This window comes from Pseudophaeobacter sp. C1-32P7 (assembly GCF_041008775.1).
GTDB lineage: Bacteria > Pseudomonadota > Alphaproteobacteria > Rhodobacterales > Rhodobacteraceae > Phycobacter > Phycobacter gallaeciensis_A.
The window spans coordinates 148,046-166,690 of sequence record NZ_JAXGFR010000011.1 but is presented as its reverse complement, the minus strand read 5'-3'; the positions used below and the strand labels follow the sequence as shown (position 1 = coordinate 166,690).

18 protein-coding genes are annotated in these 18,645 nt (G+C 59.5%); 7 read left to right on the top strand and 11 right to left on the bottom strand.

The genetic code is table 11. The features are described 5' to 3' along the window. Window positions 1-251: 251 nt before the first annotated feature. The 7 genes from SM763_RS16425 (at window position 252) to SM763_RS16395 (ending at window position 7,333) form a co-directional block, all read left to right on the top strand. The gene (locus SM763_RS16425; protein ID WP_368999196.1) at window positions 252-995 is read left to right on the top strand and encodes a hypothetical protein; all 744 of its coding nucleotides are present in this window, start codon (window positions 252-254) and stop codon (window positions 993-995) included. 47 nt (window positions 996-1,042) lie between these two features. Then, window positions 1,043-1,297, top strand: a complete 255-nt coding sequence (locus tag SM763_RS16420; protein WP_368999195.1) for a hypothetical protein — start codon at window positions 1,043-1,045, stop codon at window positions 1,295-1,297. Window positions 1,298-1,444: 147 nt separating this feature from the next. Next, complete coding sequence (locus SM763_RS16415) at window positions 1,445-2,386, top strand: hypothetical protein (protein ID WP_368999194.1); 942 nt, start codon at window positions 1,445-1,447, stop codon at window positions 2,384-2,386. A 166-nt stretch (window positions 2,387-2,552) separates the two neighbouring features. Next, on the top strand, window positions 2,553-4,160 hold the full coding sequence (locus SM763_RS16410; RefSeq protein WP_368999193.1) for a peptide chain release factor 3: 1,608 nt from the start codon (window positions 2,553-2,555) through the stop codon (window positions 4,158-4,160). Window positions 4,161-4,338: 178 nt separating this feature from the next. Beyond that, the gene (locus tag SM763_RS16405) at window positions 4,339-5,232 is read left to right on the top strand and encodes a glycosyltransferase family 2 protein (protein WP_368999192.1); all 894 of its coding nucleotides are present in this window, start codon (window positions 4,339-4,341) and stop codon (window positions 5,230-5,232) included. 200 nt (window positions 5,233-5,432) lie between these two features. Next, window positions 5,433-6,938, top strand: a complete 1,506-nt coding sequence (locus SM763_RS16400) for a DEAD/DEAH box helicase (protein ID WP_368999191.1) — start codon at window positions 5,433-5,435, stop codon at window positions 6,936-6,938. 221 nt (window positions 6,939-7,159) lie between these two features. Beyond that, on the top strand, window positions 7,160-7,333 hold the full coding sequence (locus SM763_RS16395; RefSeq protein WP_274831831.1) for an RSP_7527 family protein: 174 nt from the start codon (window positions 7,160-7,162) through the stop codon (window positions 7,331-7,333). A gap of 88 nt (window positions 7,334-7,421) precedes the next feature. On the opposite strand, the gene SM763_RS16390 is transcribed toward SM763_RS16395, so the two are convergent. The 11 genes from SM763_RS16390 to nuoH all read right to left on the bottom strand — a co-directional run bounded on the left by SM763_RS16390 (window position 7,422) and on the right by nuoH (window position 18,642). Beyond that, window positions 7,422-9,092 (bottom strand): ribonuclease J, encoded by a 1,671-nt coding sequence (locus SM763_RS16390; RefSeq protein WP_368999190.1) that lies wholly within the window; start codon window positions 9,090-9,092, stop codon window positions 7,422-7,424. Continuing rightward, window positions 9,082-9,870 carry a type III pantothenate kinase gene (locus tag SM763_RS16385; protein ID WP_368999189.1) on the bottom strand — a complete coding sequence of 263 codons (789 nt, stop codon included), beginning with the start codon at window positions 9,868-9,870 and terminating at the stop codon, window positions 9,082-9,084. The genes SM763_RS16390 and SM763_RS16385 overlap by 11 nt, the downstream gene beginning before the upstream one ends. A 13-nt stretch (window positions 9,871-9,883) precedes the next feature. Beyond that, entirely contained in the window at window positions 9,884-10,633 is a 750-nt protein-coding gene (locus SM763_RS16380; RefSeq protein WP_368999188.1) for a biotin--[acetyl-CoA-carboxylase] ligase, read from the bottom strand. 70 nt (window positions 10,634-10,703) lie between these two features. After that, complete coding sequence (gene nuoN, locus SM763_RS16375; protein ID WP_368999187.1) at window positions 10,704-12,143, bottom strand: NADH-quinone oxidoreductase subunit NuoN; 1,440 nt, start codon at window positions 12,141-12,143, stop codon at window positions 10,704-10,706. A 14-nt stretch (window positions 12,144-12,157) separates the two neighbouring features. Next, a complete protein-coding gene (locus SM763_RS16370; RefSeq protein WP_065273132.1) occupies window positions 12,158-13,705 on the bottom strand; it encodes an NADH-quinone oxidoreductase subunit M in 1,548 nt (515 codons plus the stop codon). After that, entirely contained in the window at window positions 13,705-15,777 is a 2,073-nt protein-coding gene (gene nuoL / locus SM763_RS16365; RefSeq protein ID WP_368999186.1) for an NADH-quinone oxidoreductase subunit L, read from the bottom strand. Before nuoL ends, SM763_RS16370 begins: the two co-directional genes overlap by 1 nt. Window positions 15,778-15,783: 6 nt before the next feature. Then, complete coding sequence (nuoK, locus tag SM763_RS16360) at window positions 15,784-16,089, bottom strand: NADH-quinone oxidoreductase subunit NuoK (protein WP_005624625.1); 306 nt, start codon at window positions 16,087-16,089, stop codon at window positions 15,784-15,786. 4 nt (window positions 16,090-16,093) lie between these two features. Further along, a complete protein-coding gene (locus tag SM763_RS16355) occupies window positions 16,094-16,696 on the bottom strand; it encodes an NADH-quinone oxidoreductase subunit J (protein ID WP_065273130.1) in 603 nt (200 codons plus the stop codon). Then, the gene (locus SM763_RS16350) at window positions 16,693-17,100 is read right to left on the bottom strand and encodes a carboxymuconolactone decarboxylase family protein (RefSeq protein WP_065273129.1); all 408 of its coding nucleotides are present in this window, start codon (window positions 17,098-17,100) and stop codon (window positions 16,693-16,695) included. The genes SM763_RS16355 and SM763_RS16350 overlap by 4 nt, the downstream gene beginning before the upstream one ends. Window positions 17,101-17,107: 7 nt before the next feature. Beyond that, the gene (gene nuoI, locus SM763_RS16345; protein ID WP_065273128.1) at window positions 17,108-17,602 is read right to left on the bottom strand and encodes an NADH-quinone oxidoreductase subunit NuoI; all 495 of its coding nucleotides are present in this window, start codon (window positions 17,600-17,602) and stop codon (window positions 17,108-17,110) included. A gap of 2 nt (window positions 17,603-17,604) precedes the next feature. Next, a complete protein-coding gene (nuoH, locus tag SM763_RS16340) occupies window positions 17,605-18,642 on the bottom strand; it encodes an NADH-quinone oxidoreductase subunit NuoH (protein WP_065273127.1) in 1,038 nt (345 codons plus the stop codon). Between the last annotated feature and the right edge of the window lie 3 nt (window positions 18,643-18,645).

The window sequence follows — 18,645 nt, the reverse complement described above, 5'->3', positions numbered from 1 at the left end:
GTTCGCATCGCCGTGCTGAACGGCTACACCGCGCTCGGCATACCCGTCACTGTGGCCGTAGGATAGGTCCGTCCGGGGAAAGGGGAACCACGCTCAGACCCCGATTTGTGCAACAGCGCCGGTCACTATGCTTATCAATCAATCCCTGAACGCGAATACGCTCTCCCTTTTTGATACCGCAGGGGCAAACCAGGAGAGTATTAAGGCATCAAAAAAACCCACTGGCCGCGCCATCAGGCTCCGATCAGGCCGTGAAAATCGCCCTCAGCAGGATTGCACGTGCTGCCATTGCAGGCGAGTCCGGCGCATCGGCAGACGCAAAAACCGGAATTCCGAAGGAAGGCGGCACCTACGGGATGCAGTATACAGATCCTGCACAGCGCGCCAAAATGTTCGCCGATGCCTATGCAAGACAGGCAGAGTCCGATGCGTTCCAGGCGGAGAACGGATACAAGAACCGTCTGTCTTTGGGGCTCTACACGGCCCATTCCATGGCGAAGGCTCAGCAACCGGGCATGGGGGCTTATGAGACTCGTGAGGACGCAATTTTGGCTGCTGCGACACGGCTGGGTGATATGATCACCGCTGCCAATCAGGCGAACTTCCCTAGAAACAAGTTTGAAGTTCAGCTTGAAGATGCGTCATCAGGGCACTCAGTGGTGTATGCTTCGGCCAACACGCCCCCGGAGATGATCGAAGGCATTGTTGATGGGATGTCTTCGGAAGACATTAGAAAGAATAATGAAAAACAGGCTCACGACCTGAAAGCCACCGGCATGTGGTACGATGTGATTGCGTCGGAATTGACCCGCGACTTTGGTATCACAGTAGAAACCTCGACAAGCTTTGATGAGGACAGTCGCGTCACGTTGAATGACTTCGAGGTCACGCATAGAAAATACGGCAAGCTCGGCGAAGTGAAAGATGGCGTGTTTTATATCGCGACGGAAGATGGGGGGCTTGTGGACCCCGAAGCCTACTACGGCCATAGCTGACACGTGCTGACCTGCCACTGGACATTCAACCAGCCGGAAGCAGAGCCTTGCTGATTGGCGCAGGTGGAGCAATCGACATCCCCGCGGAGCTTTCAGATGGCGCAGCCAGGGTGTCGGTTGCGGCGAACATGTGCTCGGCGAAGGCCTTGGGCGTATGGGAAATGAACGAAAAGAGCATTTCTCTTCGCCCCGCGCATCAGATCAAAGGACACCACTTTTTTCGCGGCGCTGACCTCAGCACCAAATGTGAAATTGCCGCAGTCGATGCTGCATATCTGAACGCCCGGTCTCGCGAAAATTAGATAACGAGGCCGCAGCCGCAGCATAGTGAATGTCGTACCCCATGCGGATGGCGAGTTTGTGCTGCCTGCCGCCCCTCACCCTCTGCGCCTCTCCCTCTGCATGCGTTGCGCATTCAGCGCGATGCGCAGGATGGTGTCGTCCCTCTCGTGCGCCTGGATGTGGCCAAACAAAAGCGGCATCCAGTAGATGCCCAGTACCGCGTTGATGCCGCGGACGCGCCCCTCTCCAAAAGGGTGGGTGCGATGCCATTTCCGTACTTTTGCCATGATCCGGATCAAGGCGTGCAGCTGCAGGTCGGTTCAGAATGCTTTGCGCGCGGAACTGAAAGGGGAAAGGTCATGGAAGCAAAAAGCCTCATCCGACTATTCAGCGTGGTCGCAGCCCTGAGTTTAACCGGGTGCTTGGATACGACCCAGGTCGGTATTCCGAGTGATGCGCAAGCGCAGTATTCAAAAATCGGCCTAGTCACTCAAATCAGTGATAATGTTGTGTCGACTTACTGGGACGCTGCATTCGCCGAGCCACAGCCGATTGACGGCAAATTGGGATGGAACGCCGCATCGACGGCGGGCGGTTTTGTAAGGGAACAACTCACCCCGACAGGCGCAGTCGTCGCAAACGTTCCCTCGCACACTGGCGCAGCGGCGCAGAAGACCGACGCCGTCATCGTACTTCAGCAAACGCCCCTGGATATTCTGGGCCAGAACTACAATCCCGGACGCGACTTCTTTGCCCTCGGCGGCGGGCTATTTGCAATCGGCGCCATCGCAAGTGCTGAAAAAGCCAAAGGTGAAAAATACCAACCGCGTTTTGTCCTGTGGGTTCGCAACCCTGCAGTAAATAAAGCGCTCATTGGGGAGAATGCCTGCACAGTTGGCCTCACCGCATCTCTGGTCGATCCCGCTACTGGCAGTCAAATTGTTGAAGGCAAACAGGTAAGCGGACGATCTGTCATTCCAGGTAACTTGCAAACCAAAGATTGGGCCAATTTTTCGACCAGCGAGAAGCAACTTGTGCGTTCGCATTGTTCATTGGCGCTGCGCAGCGCTGTCTCACAAGCACTTGTGGGGTTGAAGGTCGTGCGCTGAAAGAGGGTGACGTCGGGCTGAAACCTCCCCGAGACGCAGCGCACGCAAGTTAGACATTTTGACAAAGGGTTGCCGGGACATGCAATCGACCCTGTGTATGCCCAGTGCACGTAGGGGCCCGCCTGTTTTTCTTGCCTCGACCCGCAATCCTGATATACGCGCGCTCATGCTGGATTCCGTCACAAACCGCCCCGAACTGCCGCCCGAAATCGCGCGGCGCCGCACCTTTGCGATCATCTCGCACCCGGATGCGGGCAAGACCACTCTGACCGAGAAATTCCTGCTGTATGGCGGCGCGATCCAGATGGCCGGTCAGGTGCGCGCCAAGGGCGAAGCGCGGCGCACGCGCTCAGACTTCATGCAGATGGAAAAGGACCGGGGCATCTCGGTTTCGGCCTCGGCCATGTCGTTCGATTTCGACGGTTTCCGCTTCAACCTGGTGGACACGCCCGGCCACTCGGACTTTTCCGAGGACACCTACCGGACGCTGACGGCGGTGGATGCGGCGGTGATGGTGATTGACGGCGCCAAAGGTGTCGAGAGCCAGACGCAGAAACTGTTCGAAGTCTGCCGCCTGCGCGATCTGCCGATCCTGACCTTCTGTAACAAGATGGACCGGGAAAGCCGCGACACGTTTGAGATCATTGACGAAATCCAGGAAATGCTGGCGATTGACGTGACCCCCGCCAGCTGGCCCATCGGAGTCGGGCGCGATTTCATCGGCTGCTATGACCTGTTGCGTGACCGGCTGGAGCTGATGGACCGCGCCGACCGCAACAAGGTTGCCGAGAGCATCTCGATCGAAGGGCTGGACGATCCGCAACTGGCAGAACACGTGCCTGCGCATCTGCTTGAGAAGTTCCTTGAAGAGGTGGAGATGGCCAAGGAGCTGTTGCCGACCCTTGACCCGCAATCGGTGCTGGAGGGTCACATGACCCCGATCTGGTTCGGCTCTGCGATCAACTCCTTCGGGGTGAAGGAGTTGATGGATGGCATTGGCCGATACGGCCCCGAGCCGCAGCCGCAAAAGGCCAGCCCGCGCCAGGTCTGCCCGGAGGAAAAGAAGGTCGTCGGCTTCGTCTTCAAGGTACAGGCCAATATGGACCCCAAGCACCGCGACCGCGTCGCCTTCGTGCGCATGGCCTCGGGCCATTTCAAACGCGGCATGAAGCTGACCCACGTGCGCACCAAGAAGCCCATGGCGATCTCGAACCCGGTGCTGTTCCTGGCTTCGGACCGGGAACTGGCGGAAGAGGCATGGGCGGGTGACATCATCGGTATTCCGAACCACGGCCAGCTGCGCATTGGTGATACGCTGACCGAAGGCGAGGCCCTGCGGGCGACCGGTATCCCCTCCTTTGCGCCGGAACTGCTGCAGACCGTGCGGGCGGGCGATCCGATGAAAGCGAAGCATCTGGAAAAGGCGCTGATGCAATTCGCAGAGGAAGGCGCCGCCAAGGTCTTCAAACCCTCCTTCGGCTCCGGCTTCATCGTCGGCGTTGTGGGGGCTTTGCAGTTCGAAGTGCTCGCCAGCCGGATCGAGATGGAATACGGCCTGCCGGTGCGTTTTGAGCCCTCTCAGTTTACCTCGGCCCGCTGGGTCTCCGGGGAAAAACCGGCGGTGGAGAAATTCATCAACGCCAACAAGCAGCATATCGCGACAGACCATGACGGCGACACCGTCTACCTGACGCGGCTGCAATGGGACATCGACCGGGTGGAGCGGGATTATCCGGACTTGAAACTGACGGCGACCAAGGAAATGATGGTCTAACACCATCAATGCCCGGGCGGTTCAACATGGCCCGGGCGCGTTTCCAGACCGGCGGTGATCTGGAGACGACCGTGGACTGCGCCGTCCTGCTGAACCGCCGTTCTGAGAGGCCGCCCTGACACATTCGCCGACACAGACATGGGGTATCGTCAGCACCATCAAGGCCCAGGCCAAGGATGTGCTGAACTTTGCCGCCTATCATCTGGACGCAGGCGCGCATCGGCTTTTCCTCTATCTTGATGCCCCCTGCCCCGAGGCACGCGATCTCTTGGCGCAGCACCCAAAGATCCGGGTTTTCGACTGCGATGATGCCTCCTGGGCGCAGCGGCGCAAGGGCGGCAAACCTGACAAGCACCAGGTCCGGCAAACCCTGAATGCCACCCGCGCCTACAGACGTCAGAGCAAGGGGCTGGATTGGCTGATCCATATGGATGTGGATGAATTCCTCTGGTCCAAAGAGCCCTTGTCACAGGTGCTGGCGCGCCAGCCCGAAACGGCTCTCTGCGCGCGCGCGTACCCGATTGAAAGCCTGGCCGGAGGCGACGGCTCTGCCTTCAAGACGCAAATCCCCCGTGGTAGCGACAGAGGTGCCCGGGCCGGGCAGCTTTATCCCACCTATGGCGAGCATCTGCTCAGCGGCTTTCTCAGCCATACCCAAGGCAAGCTTTTCGTCCGCCCCGGCATGGAAGAGGGCAAGCTGCGCATCCACAATTTCTTCGTGGACGGGGAGGAAAATCCCAGCCAAGTGGTCCTGCCGGATGTCGACTTGTGCCATCTTCACGCCCGCGATTGGGACAGCTGGCTGTCGCATTACAGCTACCGGCTGAGGCAGGGCTCCTACCGATCCGAGCTGAAACCGGCCCGGCCCCGCGACAAGGGCGGTATCAATCTGCACGAACTCCTCTCGGCCATCGAAGCGGAACAGGGTACCGACGGTCTGCGCGATTTTTTTGAGGAGACCTGCGCCGACAGCGCGGACCTGCGGGCGCGGCTTGAGCAGGAAGGCTGCCTGCGAATCCGTGAACTGCGCCTCGCGGAGAAACGCGCCAAACATTTTCCAAAATTCGCCTAAAGGGCGATAAACTCTGCAAATATGCACCGAAAGAGCGCGAAAAACCGCGTTTTCTCCTGCAAAATCAGGCTTCAATTGACGGTGCACCCGTATTTTGCTAAGTCCGCCCCGAAGCCGGAAGCTGCCAAACCGCATGACCTTGCGAAACCGGCTGACTCACACTCGCGCGGGCCTGGTCAGTGTCCGCAAAACGGACGCATATGACAAAATTCACCGATCTGAACTTGAACCCCAAGGTCCTCAAGGCAATTGAGGAAGCCGGGTATGAATCCCCCACCCCGATCCAGGCCGGAGCCATTCCGCCTGCGCTGGAGGGACGCGACGTTCTGGGGATCGCCCAGACCGGCACCGGGAAGACCGCTTCTTTCACCCTGCCGATGATCACCATGCTCGCACGCGGACGCGCCCGCGCACGGATGCCGCGCAGCCTGGTGCTCTGCCCCACGCGCGAGCTGGCAGCACAAGTTGCTGAAAACTTTGACACCTACACCAAGCACCTGAAACTGACCAAAGCCCTGCTGATTGGCGGCGTCAGCTTCAAGGAACAGGACCAACTGATTGATAAGGGCGTCGACGTTTTGATCGCAACGCCCGGTCGCCTGCTTGACCATTTCGAACGTGGCAAGCTGATCCTCTCTGATGTGAAGGTCATGGTGGTGGACGAAGCCGACCGGATGCTCGACATGGGCTTTATCCCCGATATCGAACGCATCTTTGGCCTGACGCCCTTTACCCGCCAGACCCTGTTCTTCTCGGCCACCATGGCGCCAGAAATCGAGCGGATTACCAACACCTTCCTGTCTAACCCCGAGCGGATCGAGATTGCCCGTCAGGCGACGACTTCGGAAACCATCGAACAGGCCGTTGTGGAATTCAAAGCCTCCCGCAAGGATCGCGAAGGCAGCGAAAAGCGCAAAGTACTGCGCGCGCTGATCGATCAGGAAGGCGAAAAGCTGACCAATGCGATCATCTTCTGCAACCGCAAGATGGACGTGGATGTGGTGGCAAAGTCGCTGAAGAAATACGGCTATGACGCCGCGCCCATTCACGGCGATCTGGACCAAAGCCAGCGGACCAAGACCCTTGATGGGTTCCGCGAGGGCCAGTTGCGCATACTGGTGGCTTCGGACGTGGCTGCGCGTGGTCTCGACGTGCCCAGCGTCAGCCATGTGTTCAACTACGACGTTCCTGGCCATGCCGAGGACTACGTGCACCGGATTGGCCGCACCGGCCGCGCCGGCCGTGAGGGCAAGGCGATTACCATCTGTACCCCGCGCGATGAAAAGGCGCTGGATGCAGTCGAAAGCCTGGTTCAAAAGACCATCGCCCGCCTGGAAAACCCTGTTAAAAAGGCACCCAGCCGCAAATCCACCGAAGATGCTGGGGACGCAGGCAAGGATGATACCGCCGCAAGCAAGCCCAAGCCGACCCGCAGCCGTCGTGGCAAATCGGCGGACAAGGGTCAGGACGCGCCCAAGGATGCAAAGGCAGATCAGGCAGCAGACGCGGATACGGACACTGCAACCGCGCCAAAATCCCAGTCCCGCTCTGGCGACAAATCGGCCAATGCTGAAAAGCCAGCGAAACAATCGCGTGGTGGCCGTGGAGGCAAGCAGGACCGCCGCGACGACCGCAAGGTTGTCGGCATGGGCGATCACATGCCCAGCTTTATTGCGCTGTCCTTTGACGAACGCCGCGCTAGCTGACGCATCAGCACTTTGACAGTTTTGACGGCTGCATCCTGAATGGGATGCAGCCGTTTTTCGTTCTCCCCTACGGCGCCTGCCATCCAATCATTCGCGGTTTGGTGACTTGCTTTGCACCTGCAGCATGGCGGCATTGATCATTTGACCGGATGTCAAACCCGCCGCAGGGGACTATGTCACCCGCAAGCAAGAAAGACACATCTCATAGGTTGAAAAGTTAAATGACCCAGTTCGACAACACCCCGCTCACCGCACAGGACATCCAGGCCATCGAGCAACGCGCCCATGCAATGCGCAGCGCGGCAATGGGCAACATGCTGCGCGCCGTGGTGGCACGCATCGGCGGCGCCGTCCACAAGATCACCGCACTGGTGCACCGCCCGCGCCACGCCTGATCGCACTTTCGAATACCACCACTCAAAAAAAAACGCCCTGACTGATCCAGTCAGGGCGTTTTCGTTTTCAGTCTTTGACAAGTAGGGATCAGCGCATACGGCTGATCACCACTGTTACTTCAGGCTTCTTGCCGATCTCGTTGTTCGCTGTTTGACGCGCCACGCGGCGCAACTCGCCTTCCAGCTTGTCATCGTCGCGCAGGGTCTTGGCACCGGCGCGCATCAGGAACTGATTCAGGTCCTCTTCGATCACCTCAGCCAGCGCCGCATCGGATGTTCCGGTCTCCGCTAGGCCTTTGATGTCGCACCAGGGCTCTCCCAGCGGTTCGTCTTCTTCATCAAGGATCACCGTGATCACCACGTGGCCGTTCAGCGCCATGCGGATCCGGTCACGCACGATGCCATCCAGCGCGCCGATCTTGACCGATCCATCCAGATAGGTCCGGCCGGTGTCCACATAGTCGACGATCTTCGGCCCCTGATCACCGGAAAGATCCAGCATGGTGCCGTTCACCGCCACAACGCTGGCATAGCCTTTTTCCTCGGCGATGCGCGCATGCTGGCGCAGGTGGCGGTGTTCGCCGTGCATCGGCACCAGGATCTTCGGTTTGACCAGCGCGTGCAGCTGTTCAAGGTCGGGACGGTTGGCGTGGCCCGACACGTGGTACAGGCCCGAGCTGTCATCTACGACGTCGACGCCGCGCTCCGAGAATTGGTTCATGATGCGGATCACGCCCTTCTCGTTGCCCGGAATGGTTTTCGAGGAGAACAGGAACAGATCACCGGCCTTCAGCTCAAGCCCGCGATACTTACCGCGTGCCATCTGCGCGGTTGCCGCCCGGCGTTCGCCTTGGCTACCGGTAGTGATCAGCATCACGTTGTCACGCGGCAGTTCCTGCGCGTCCTCAGGCTGGATCACCTTGGGGAAATCCTTCAGCACACCGGTTTCCACGGCGGCCTCAACCATGCGCAGCATGGCACGGCCCAAGAGGACGATGGACCGCCCTGCCCGCTCGCCCGCTTCGGCAAGGGTTTTCACTCGCGCAACGTTGGAGGCAAAGGTGGTGGCAGCAACCATGCCGGTTGCGCTCTCGATCAGTTTGGTGATCTCCGGCGCCAGTTCGGATTCAGAGCGCCCCGGATGAGCCGAGAAGACGTTGGTGGAATCGCAGACCATCGCCTGCACGCCGTCCTTGGCGATTTCGGTCCACATCTGCGGATCGAAAGCCTCACCGACCAACGGGTTCGGGTCCAGTTTGAAATCGCCGGTGTGCACGATCCGCCCGGCCGGGCTGTCGATCACCAATGCGCCGCTTTCGGGGATGGAGTGGGACATCGGCGCGACACCAACGGTGAAGGGACCAAGTTTGGTCACTTCGGGCCAGGCCGAAACGGTCTGCACCACCTTGGGATCGTGGCCGCGCTCTTCCATCTTGCGGCGGGCGAGGTTGGCGGTAAAGGCACGCGCATAGACCGGCACCCGCAGATCCCCATAAAGATGCGAGACCGCCCCGATGTGGTCCTCGTGACCATGGGTGATGAAAATCGCCTCTAGCTGGTCGGCGCGTTCCTTCAGCCAGGTGATGTCGGGCATGATCAGGTCCACGCCCGGGCTGGTCTCCATATCCGGAAAGGCTACGCCAAGATCCACCAGGATCAGCCGTTCCTTGCCCGGTTTGCCATAGCCATAGACATAGGCGTTCATGCCAATTTCACCTGCCCCGCCAAGGGGCAGATAGATCAATCGTTCAGTGCTCATTCGGAGTACCGTTATCCTTATTGTATTTATGGATGACCTGTAGACCGTGCATCGTGAGGTTGTCCTCGAATGCGTCAAACAGATCCGCCGTTTGCTGGAACAAAGGCGCCAGCCCGCCTGTTGATATGATTTTCATAGGCACACCGCGCTCTTCCTTGATGCGGGTGCATATCTCTCGCACCAGCCCCACGTAGCCCCAGAACACGCCAGATTGCATGCAGGCCACGGTATTGGTGCCAATGACTTTTTGCGGTTTAGAGATGTCCACATGTGGCAGCGCAGCGGCCGCCTGATGCAGAGCCTCAAGACTGAGGTTCACGCCGGGGGCGATCACGCCGCCGACATAGGCGCCATCCTCGGCCACCACGTCAAAGGTGGTCGCGGTGCCGAAATCCACCATCACCAGATTGCCACCGTAGTGATCGAAGCCGGCCACCGTATTGACCAGCCGGTCCGGCCCCACGGCGGTGCCTTCATCCACGCGTACTTCGACCGGCAGCAGGCAATCGGGCTTGCCAACCACAAGGGGCCGGGTGTTGAAATAGCGGTCCGCCAGAACACGGAGGTTGAACACCACCCGCGGCACAGTAGAGGAGATGATCATGTCGGTGATATCCGCCTCGATCCCCTGCAGTCGCATAAGCGTGTTGAGCCAGACGTAATACTGATCTGCGGTGCGTTTCCAATCGGTGGCGGTGCGCCACATGCCGATGAACTGCTCTCCGTCATAGATCGAGAAGACAGTATTGGTATTGCCACAATCGACGGCCAGAAGCATGGGCTTGTCCTTCCTAGAAATAGACATCCGCGGCCGGGATCGAAATGCGGCCTTTGGCGGTGTTTAGGACAAGGTTGCCACTGGCGTCCACCGTTTCGAACGTGCCTTCGGTTTCCGACGTTGCGGTGCGTGCCGTGATAACCTCACCCAGCTTGGCGGCGCGGGCCAGCCAGGCGGTCCGGATCGGTTCAAACCCGTAGGTTACGAATTGCTCCTCGTATCGGGCAAAGGCCGCAGCCAGCGCCTCAAGGAAATCCTCGGGCGCGACCTGAATACCGGTTTCCGACAGCAGCGAGACCGGCCACACGGCGCCGGGTTCCAGCCATTCCTTCATCGGGGTTTCCATCAGGTTCACCCCGATCCCGATGGACAGGTGGCTAACACCTGTGCCTTGTCCGACGCTTTCCAACAGGATACCGGCCAGCTTGCCACCGTTCAGGAGCACATCATTGGGCCATTTCAGCGCCAGTCCTTCCCTGCGCCCCGTCAGGGACTCGCATGCGTCATAGACCGCCAGAGAGGCTACGAAGCTGCGCAACGCCACCTGCGACGCCGGACCTTCGGGACGGATCACCAGCGTGGCTGCGAAATTGCCCTTGGGATCTTTCCAGTCGCGGCCACGGCGGGCGCGACCCTTGGTCTGGCGCAGCGCCAGGATCCACTCGGGGCCCTGAAGCTCACCAACGATCCGCGCTGCCTCGTCCAGGGTGCTGTCCACCTCGGGCAGAACCCGTTTCCCATATCCCGTCGGCCAGGTCATCAAACGCCTCCACCTTTACGCACAAAAGGCCCGGTCATGCGACCGGGCCTTCCGAGACTGTCTGAACGACAGATCAATTTACAAGCGTTGCGGCGGCAGCCGCTGCTGCCCCGTCGATACCGAACTGGTAGACCACCCCGATCAGCATCAGCGCAGCCGATCCCATCAGCGCCAGCGTCAGCACCGGAGAGCCTTTGATCTCGACTTCACCTTCGCCGGAGCCGAAGTACATGTAAAAGACGATCCGCAGGTAGTAGAAGGCACCGATAACCGAGGCGACAGCCGAGGCCACAACCAGCCCCATCAGGCCCGCATCAACACCCGCCTGCCACACGCCCAGCTTGGCAAAGAAGCCCAGCATCGGCGGAACACCGGCCAGCGAGAACATCAGGATCAGCACCGCCAGCGCCTTGCCCGGCTCGCGCGATGCGAACTGGTTCAGGGCCTTGATATCGGTGACCGGTGTGCCGTCTTTTTCCAGCATCAGGATGAAGGAGAAGGTGCCGATGTTCATGGTGACGTAGATGGCCAGGTAAACCAGCATCGCGGTTACGCCCTGTTCGGTACCCGCTGCCAGACCGATCATCGCATACCCCATATGCGCGACCGAGGAGAAGGCCATCAGGCGTTTGATGTTGGTCTGTCCAATGGCGGCAATGGCGCCGAGGAACATCGACAGTACCGACAGAACCACGATTACCTGCTGCCAGTCGGTAACCGCACCGCCGAATGCATCATGCAGCACCCGTGCGAACAGACCCATCGCAGCAACCTTGGGCGCGGTGGCAAAGAAGGCGGTCACCGGCGTCGGCGAACCTTCGTAAACGTCCGGGGTCCACATGTGGAACGGAACGGCCGAGACCTTGAACGCCATGCCCGAGATCAGGAAGACGAGGCCGAACAGCATGCCCAGCGACATGTGGTTATGCTCTGCCACCTGAATGATACCAGCGAATTTCGTGGTACCGGCAAAACCGTAGACCAGCGAGGCGCCATAGAGCAGCAGACCGGAAGACAGAGCGCCCAGCACGAAGTACTTGAGGCCCGCTTCGGTCGATTTCACGCTGTCGCGGCGCAAGGCTGCAACCACATAAAGCGCGAGCGATTGCAGCTCCAGCCCCATGTAAAGCGCCATCAGGTCGCCCGCCGACACCATGACCATCATCCCCACGGTGCTGAGCGCAACCAGGATCGGATACTCAAAGGGCAGCATGCCGCGGCGCGACATGTACTCTTGTCCCATCACGAGCACGGCTGCGGCGCCGATCAGAACCAGAACCTTGGCAAAGCGGGCAAAGCCATCATCGACGAACATACCGCCGAAGGCCTCGTGCGTGCCATTGCCGCCGGTTGCGATCCAGACCGCCAGGGCGACCATCAGGGCTGCGGTGGACCAGACCAGCGTCGCGGCCAGCTTGTCCTTGCCCGTGTAAACCGCCGCCAGCAGCGCCAGCATTGCGTAAACAGCCAGAATAATCTCTGGCAGGACGACGGAGAGATCAGCTTGGATCATCTGCCTTGGCTCCCTTAGTGCGAAGCAATCTGGGTCGCCGACGAGGTGTCAGCGGCAGCCAGAGAATGGTTGAAATTCGAGATCAAAGCCTCAGTCGACGGGCCGATGATATCGGTGACAAGCGACGGGTAGACGCCCAGAAGGATCGTCATCACCACCAGCGGCGCAAAGATGAACCGCTCGCGGGCATCCATGTCCTTGATGGTCTTGAGGCTCTCCTTGATCAGATCGCCAAAGACCACACGGCGATAGAGCCACAGCGCATAGCCTGCCGAGAAGATCACGCCAGTGGCAGCAACAGCCGCAACCCAGGTGTTCTTCTGGAAGGTGCCCATCAGGGTCAGGAATTCACCGATGAAGCCCGAAGTGCCCGGCAGGCCGACGTTGCCCATGGTGAAGAACATGAAGACCAGCGCATAGGCAGGCATCCGGATCACAAGGCCGCCGTAGGCGTCGATGTCACGGGTATGCATACGGTCGTAGATCACGCCAACGCAAAGGAACAGGGCAGCCGAGATGAAGCCGTGGCTCAGCATCTGGAAAATCGCACCGTCTACGCCCTGTTGGTTGGCCGCAAAGATACCCATGGTCACAAAACCCATGTGCGCAACCGACGAGTAGGCGATCAGCTTCTTCATATCCTCCTGCACCATCGCCACCAGCGAGGTATAGACAACCGCGATGGCGGACATCCAGAGCACCAGATCAGTCATCACGTCCGATCCGACCGGGAACATCGGCAGGGAGAAGCGCAGGAAGCCATAGCCGCCCATCTTCAGCATGATCGCTGCCAGCACGACCGAGCCTGCGGTCGGCGCCTGAACGTGCGCATCCGGCAGCCAGGTATGCACCGGCCACATCGGCATCTTCACCGCGAAGGAGGCGAAGAAGGCGAGGAACATCAGCGTCTGCATGCCGCCCACCACATGGATACCCAGCACGTCAAAGCTCGCGGCCGAGAAGCTGTGGGTCAGCAGGGTCTCGATGTCGGTGGTGCCCGCGTCAGCGTACATCGCCACCATGGCCACTAGCATCAGAACCGAACCGAAGAAGGTGTAGAGGAAGAACTTGAAGGAAGCGTAGATACGCTCCTTGCCGCCCCAGATACCGATGATCAGGAACATCGGGATCAGGCCCGCTTCGAAGAACAGGTAGAAGAGTACCAGATCCAGAGCCATGAAGACGCCCAGCATCAGGGTTTCAAGCAGCAGGAAGGCCACCATGTATTCCTTGACGCGCACCGTGACGTTCCAGCTGGCCAGAATGGTCAGCGGCATCACGAATGTGGTCAGCAGCACGAAGAGTACCGAGATACCGTCGACACCCATCTTGTACTTCAGACCAAAGATCCAGTCGGCCTCTTCCACGAACTGGAAGCCCGTGTTGGCGGCGTCAAAGTTCACATAGATATAGAGCGACGCCATGAAGGTGATCGTTGTCGCCAGAAGCGCGATCCATTTGGCGTTGCGCTGACCCGCTTCATCCTCTCCCCGGAGCAACAGGGCCATCAGGCCCGCTGCAAATGCCGGGATAAAGGTGATAATAGAAAGGATGTTGTCCATCAGTGCGCTCCTCCGCCGATCGACATCCAGGTGACAAGGGCGGCAATGCCCAGCACCATCCAAAAGGCATAGGTAAAGATGAAGCCGGACTGGGCCCGGCCAGCGAGACGGGTGAAGAAGGGCACGATGCCCAAGGCCACACCGTTCAGGAAACCGTCAACCGTCTTGCCGTCGCCCTTCTTCCAGAAGAAGCGGCCAATCGCCAGGGCCGGTTTGACAAAGATCGCATCGTACAGCTCGTCAAAGTACCACTTGTTCTTGAGGAACAGGTACAGCGGGCGCTGGTTCGCGGCCAGACGGGCCGGAAGCGAGGGGTTCCAGATATAGAACCACAGCGCCATGATCAGACCGCCCATCATCGCGATGAAAGGAGAGACCTTTACCAGCCAGTGAACCTTGTGCGCATCGTCCAGCACGGTGTTGTCCGGAGCGAAGTAAAGCGCGCCCTCGCCCGGCTTGCCGGTGAAGACATAGTGATGTTCGCCCTTTGCAGCCTCGCCATGGTCGTCCGTGGCTTCACCGTGTCCTTCAGCCGAGGCTTCAGCGTAGGGAATGCCATAGAACTTGCCCACGGTGTCAGCATGACCGAAGAAGCTGTTGTACCAAATCATGCCGGAGAACACCGCACCCAGAGCTAAAACGCCCAGCGGGATCAACATGACCATCGGGCTTTCATGCGCGTGATCATGGGTGTGCTTGTCGCCGCGCGGCTTGCCGTAGAAGGTCAGGAAGATCAGGCGCCAGCTGTAGAAGGAGGTCATCGCAGCAGCGATTACCAGCAGCCAGAAGCCATACATGGAGCCACCTGCATAGGCGCTTTCGATGATCGCATCCTTGGACAGGAAGCCTGCAAAACCGAAATGCGTGAGCGGAATACCAACACCGGTGATGGCCAGCGTACCGATCATCATCGCAGCAAAGGTGTAGGGGATCTTTTTGCGCAGACCACCATAGTTCGTCATGTCCTGCTCGTGGTGCATCGCGTGGATCACGGAGCCCGCGCCAAGGAACAGCATCGCCTTGAAGAAGGCGTGGGTGAACAGGTGGAACATCGCTGCCGAATACATGCCCACGCCAGCGGCCACGAACATGTAGCCAAGCTGCGAACAGGTCGAATAGGCGATGACGCGTTTGATATCGGTCTGAACCAGACCCACGGTGGCGGCAAAGAAGGCCGTCGTGGCGCCCAGCACGGTGATGAACATGGTCGCCTGCGGCGCCACTTCCATCAGCGGCGACATGCGGCAGACCAGGAAGACACCAGCAGTCACCATGGTCGCGGCGTGGATCAGGGCCGACACCGGGGTCGGGCCTTCCATCGCGTCCGGCAGCCAGGTGTGCAGGATCAGCTGCGCCGATTTACCCATGGCGCCGATGAAGAGCAGGATCGCGATCAGGTTTGCAGCGTTCCACTCGCCCCAGAGAAAGCTGAGCTGTGTTTCCGCAATCTCGGGCGTGGCCGCAAAGATCTCGTTAAAGCTGATGCTGTCGGTCAGGAAGAACAGACCGAAGATACCCAGCGCAAAACCGAAGTCCCCGACACGGTTGACGATGAACGCCTTCATCGCAGCGGCATTGGCCGAAGGCTTGCGGTAGTAGAAACCGATCAGAAGGTAAGAGGCAACGCCCACGCCTTCCCAGCCAAAGAACATCTGAACCAGGTTGTCCGAGGTCACCAGCATCAGCATCGCGAAGGTAAAGAACGACAGGTAGGCAAAGAAGCGCGGTTTGTAGCTTTCGCCATCTTTCCACTGCGGATCATGGGCCATGTAGCCGAACGAATAGAGATGCACGAGGCTGGAGACCGTAGTCACCACGATCAGCATGATCGCGGTCAGCCGGTCCAGCCGGATGCCCCAGGAGGTCGAAAGCGAACCGCTTTCGATCCAGCGCATGATTTCGATGTGCTGCGTGGTCCCGTCAAAGGACAGGAAGGTGATCCAGGACAGGATCGCCGAGAAGAACAGCAGGCCCGTCGCCGTGATGGTGGCGGCCTTTTCGCCGATGAACTTCCAGCCAAAGCCGCAGATCACCGCCCCGACCAGCGGGGCAAAGAGAAGGATGGTTTCCATGACGCTTTAGCCCTTCATCACGTTGATGTCTTCCACGGCGATGGTGCCGCGGTTGCGGAAGAAGCAAACCAGGATCGCCAGGCCAATGGCGGCCTCAGCGGCGGCCACGGTCAGCACGAACAGGGTAAAGACCTGCCCCACCAGATCCCCAAGGAAGCTGGAGAAGGCCACAAGGTTGATGTTCACCGCGAGGAGCATCAATTCGATGCTCATCAGCAGGATGATCACGTTCTTGCGGTTCAGGAACAGTCCGAAGATGCCGATGACGAACAGTGTCGCCGCGACGGTGAGATAATGTTCAAGTCCGATCATTGCCTTACAGCCCCTGCCCCGGTTTGATGTCCTTGAGTTCCATCGCCTTGGCCGGGTCACGCATCATCTGTGCGACGATGTCCTGACGCTTCACGTCCTTGCGATGGCGCAGGGTCAGCACGATGGCGCCGATCATGGCCACCAGCAGGATCAGGCCCGCCAGCTGGAACAGAAGGAAATATTGGTCATAAATGATGAGGCCAAGCGCCTCGGTGTTGTGGGTATCCGTCGGTGTCGGCTGCGCCAGCAGCTCGGATGCCAGCGGCGCGCTTTCCCAGGCGCCATAGGCCATGACGAACTGCATCAGGATGACAAGACCGATCAGCAGCGCGACAGGCATGTACCTCGCCATTTCCGCTTTCAGCTCGGCGAAATCCACATCCAGCATCATCACCACGAAGAGGAACAGAACAGCGACCGCCCCCACGTAGACGATGACCAGCAGCATGGCGACGAACTCCGCCCCCAGCAGCACGAACAACCCGGCCGAGGAAATAAAGGCCAGGATCAGCCACAGCACCGAGTGTACCGGCTGGCGACTGATCACAGTGAACAGCCCGCCGGTGATGGCGCTGATGGCGAAGAGGTAGAAGGCAAAAACGCTCATGTCTCATCGTCCCTTTTGTCGTCCAGGACCTCCTGCGCCAGCTCGAGCGCGCGGGTCATGGCCGGAATGCCGGCAAAGACCGACATCTGTCCGATCGTTTCAACGATCTCTTGTTTCTTCGCGCCCGCCTCGAGTGCGTGGCGCACGGTCTGGCGCACGGCGGTATCCGCCTGCGCGCCCTGCATGGTCAGCCCGGCCAGCGTCAGAAGCAGCCGGGTCTTGGCGTCCAGACCGTCCTTGTTGACGGTCCTGCCGAACATCAGTTCCATCGCCTCTTTGGGCATGGTCGGCCAAAGCGCCTCGAACCCCTTGGGCGAGAAATGCTCAAGGCCGGGATTGAGAGCCCGGGCCATCTCGTGGGCCTGGGCCATCATGGCCTCAAAGGGGTTCTTGGTTTCGCTCATCTCTCATTCACCGGTACGGGGCGTCAATTTCCAGGTTGCGGGCGATCTCGGCTTCCCAGCGCTCCCCGTTCGAAAGCAGCTTTTCCTTGTCGTAGAACAGCTCTTCGCGGGTTTCGGTGGCGAATTCGAAATTCGGCCCTTCCACGATCGCATCCACCGGACAGGCTTCCTGACAGAAACCGCAGTAGATGCATTTGGTCATGTCGATGTCGTAACGCGTGGTGCGGCGGCTGCCGTCTTCACGCGGTTCGGCATCGATGGTGATCGCCTGAGCGGGGCAAACCGCCTCGCAGAGTTTGCAGGCGATGCAGCGTTCTTCGCCGTTGGGATAACGGCGCAGCGCGTGTTCTCCGCGGAAACGGGGCGACAGCGGCCCCTTTTCGTGCGGGTAATTGAGGGTGGCCTTGGGCGCGAAGAAGTACTTCAGGCCCAGTTTCATGCCTTGCCAGAAATCCTGCAGCAGGAAGTATTTGGCGGCGCGGGTGTAATCGATCTGCGTCATGATCAGCCCCCAGTTGTCCAGCGTGCGAAGGCACCCCAGAACCAGTCGAATTTTGCAGCGAAGGAGACAAAGACCACCCAGACCAGCGAGAAGGGGAGGAAGACCTTCCAGCCAAGGCGCATCAGCTGGTCATAGCGGTAGCGCGGGGTGATCGCCTTTACCATCGCAAAGAGGAAGAAGAAGAAGGCCATCTTGCCAACCATCCAAAGGACGCCATCAGGCAGACCCGGAATCGGGGACAGCCAGCCGCCAAAGAACAGCAGCGTGGTCAGCGCGCACATCAGGAAGATGGCAATGTATTCACCGGCCATGAACAAGAGGAACGGCGTGGCCGAATATTCAACCTGATAACCCGCAACCAGTTCCGATTCCGCTTCGGGAAGGTCGAACGGCGGGCGGTTGGTTTCAGCCAGGGCCGAGATGAAGAACAGGAAGACCATCGGGAAGTGCGGCAGCCAGTACCAGTTGAACAGGCCTGCGTTGCCATCCTGTGCACGCACGATTTCGCTGAAGTTCATCGAACCGGTCGAGATGATGACACCAACGATGATCAGGCCAATCGACACCTCGTAAGAAATCATCTGCGCGGCAGAGCGCAGGGAGCCAAGGAACGGGTATTTCGAGTTCGAGGCCCAGCCGCCCATGATGACGCCGTAAACCTCAAGGCTGGACACCGCGAAGACATACAGGATCGCCACGTTGATATCCGAAAGGACCCAGCCGTCGTTGAACGGGATCACCGCCCAGGCGATCATCGCCAGGACGAAGGATGTCAGCGGCGCCAGAATGAAGACGCTGCGGTCCGCCCCCGCCGGAATGACGACCTCTTTGACGACGTACTTCAGCGCGTCGGCCACCGACTGCAGCAGGCCGTAGACGCCCACCACGTTGGGGCCCCGGCGCATCTGCACCGCCGCCCAGATCTTGCGGTCCCCGTAGACGAGGAACAAAAGCGAAATCATGACAAAGGCAACAACTGCAAGCACTTGCGCCAGTATCAGAATGGCGATGCCGCCTGGGGTGTTAAAGAATTCAGCCATAGG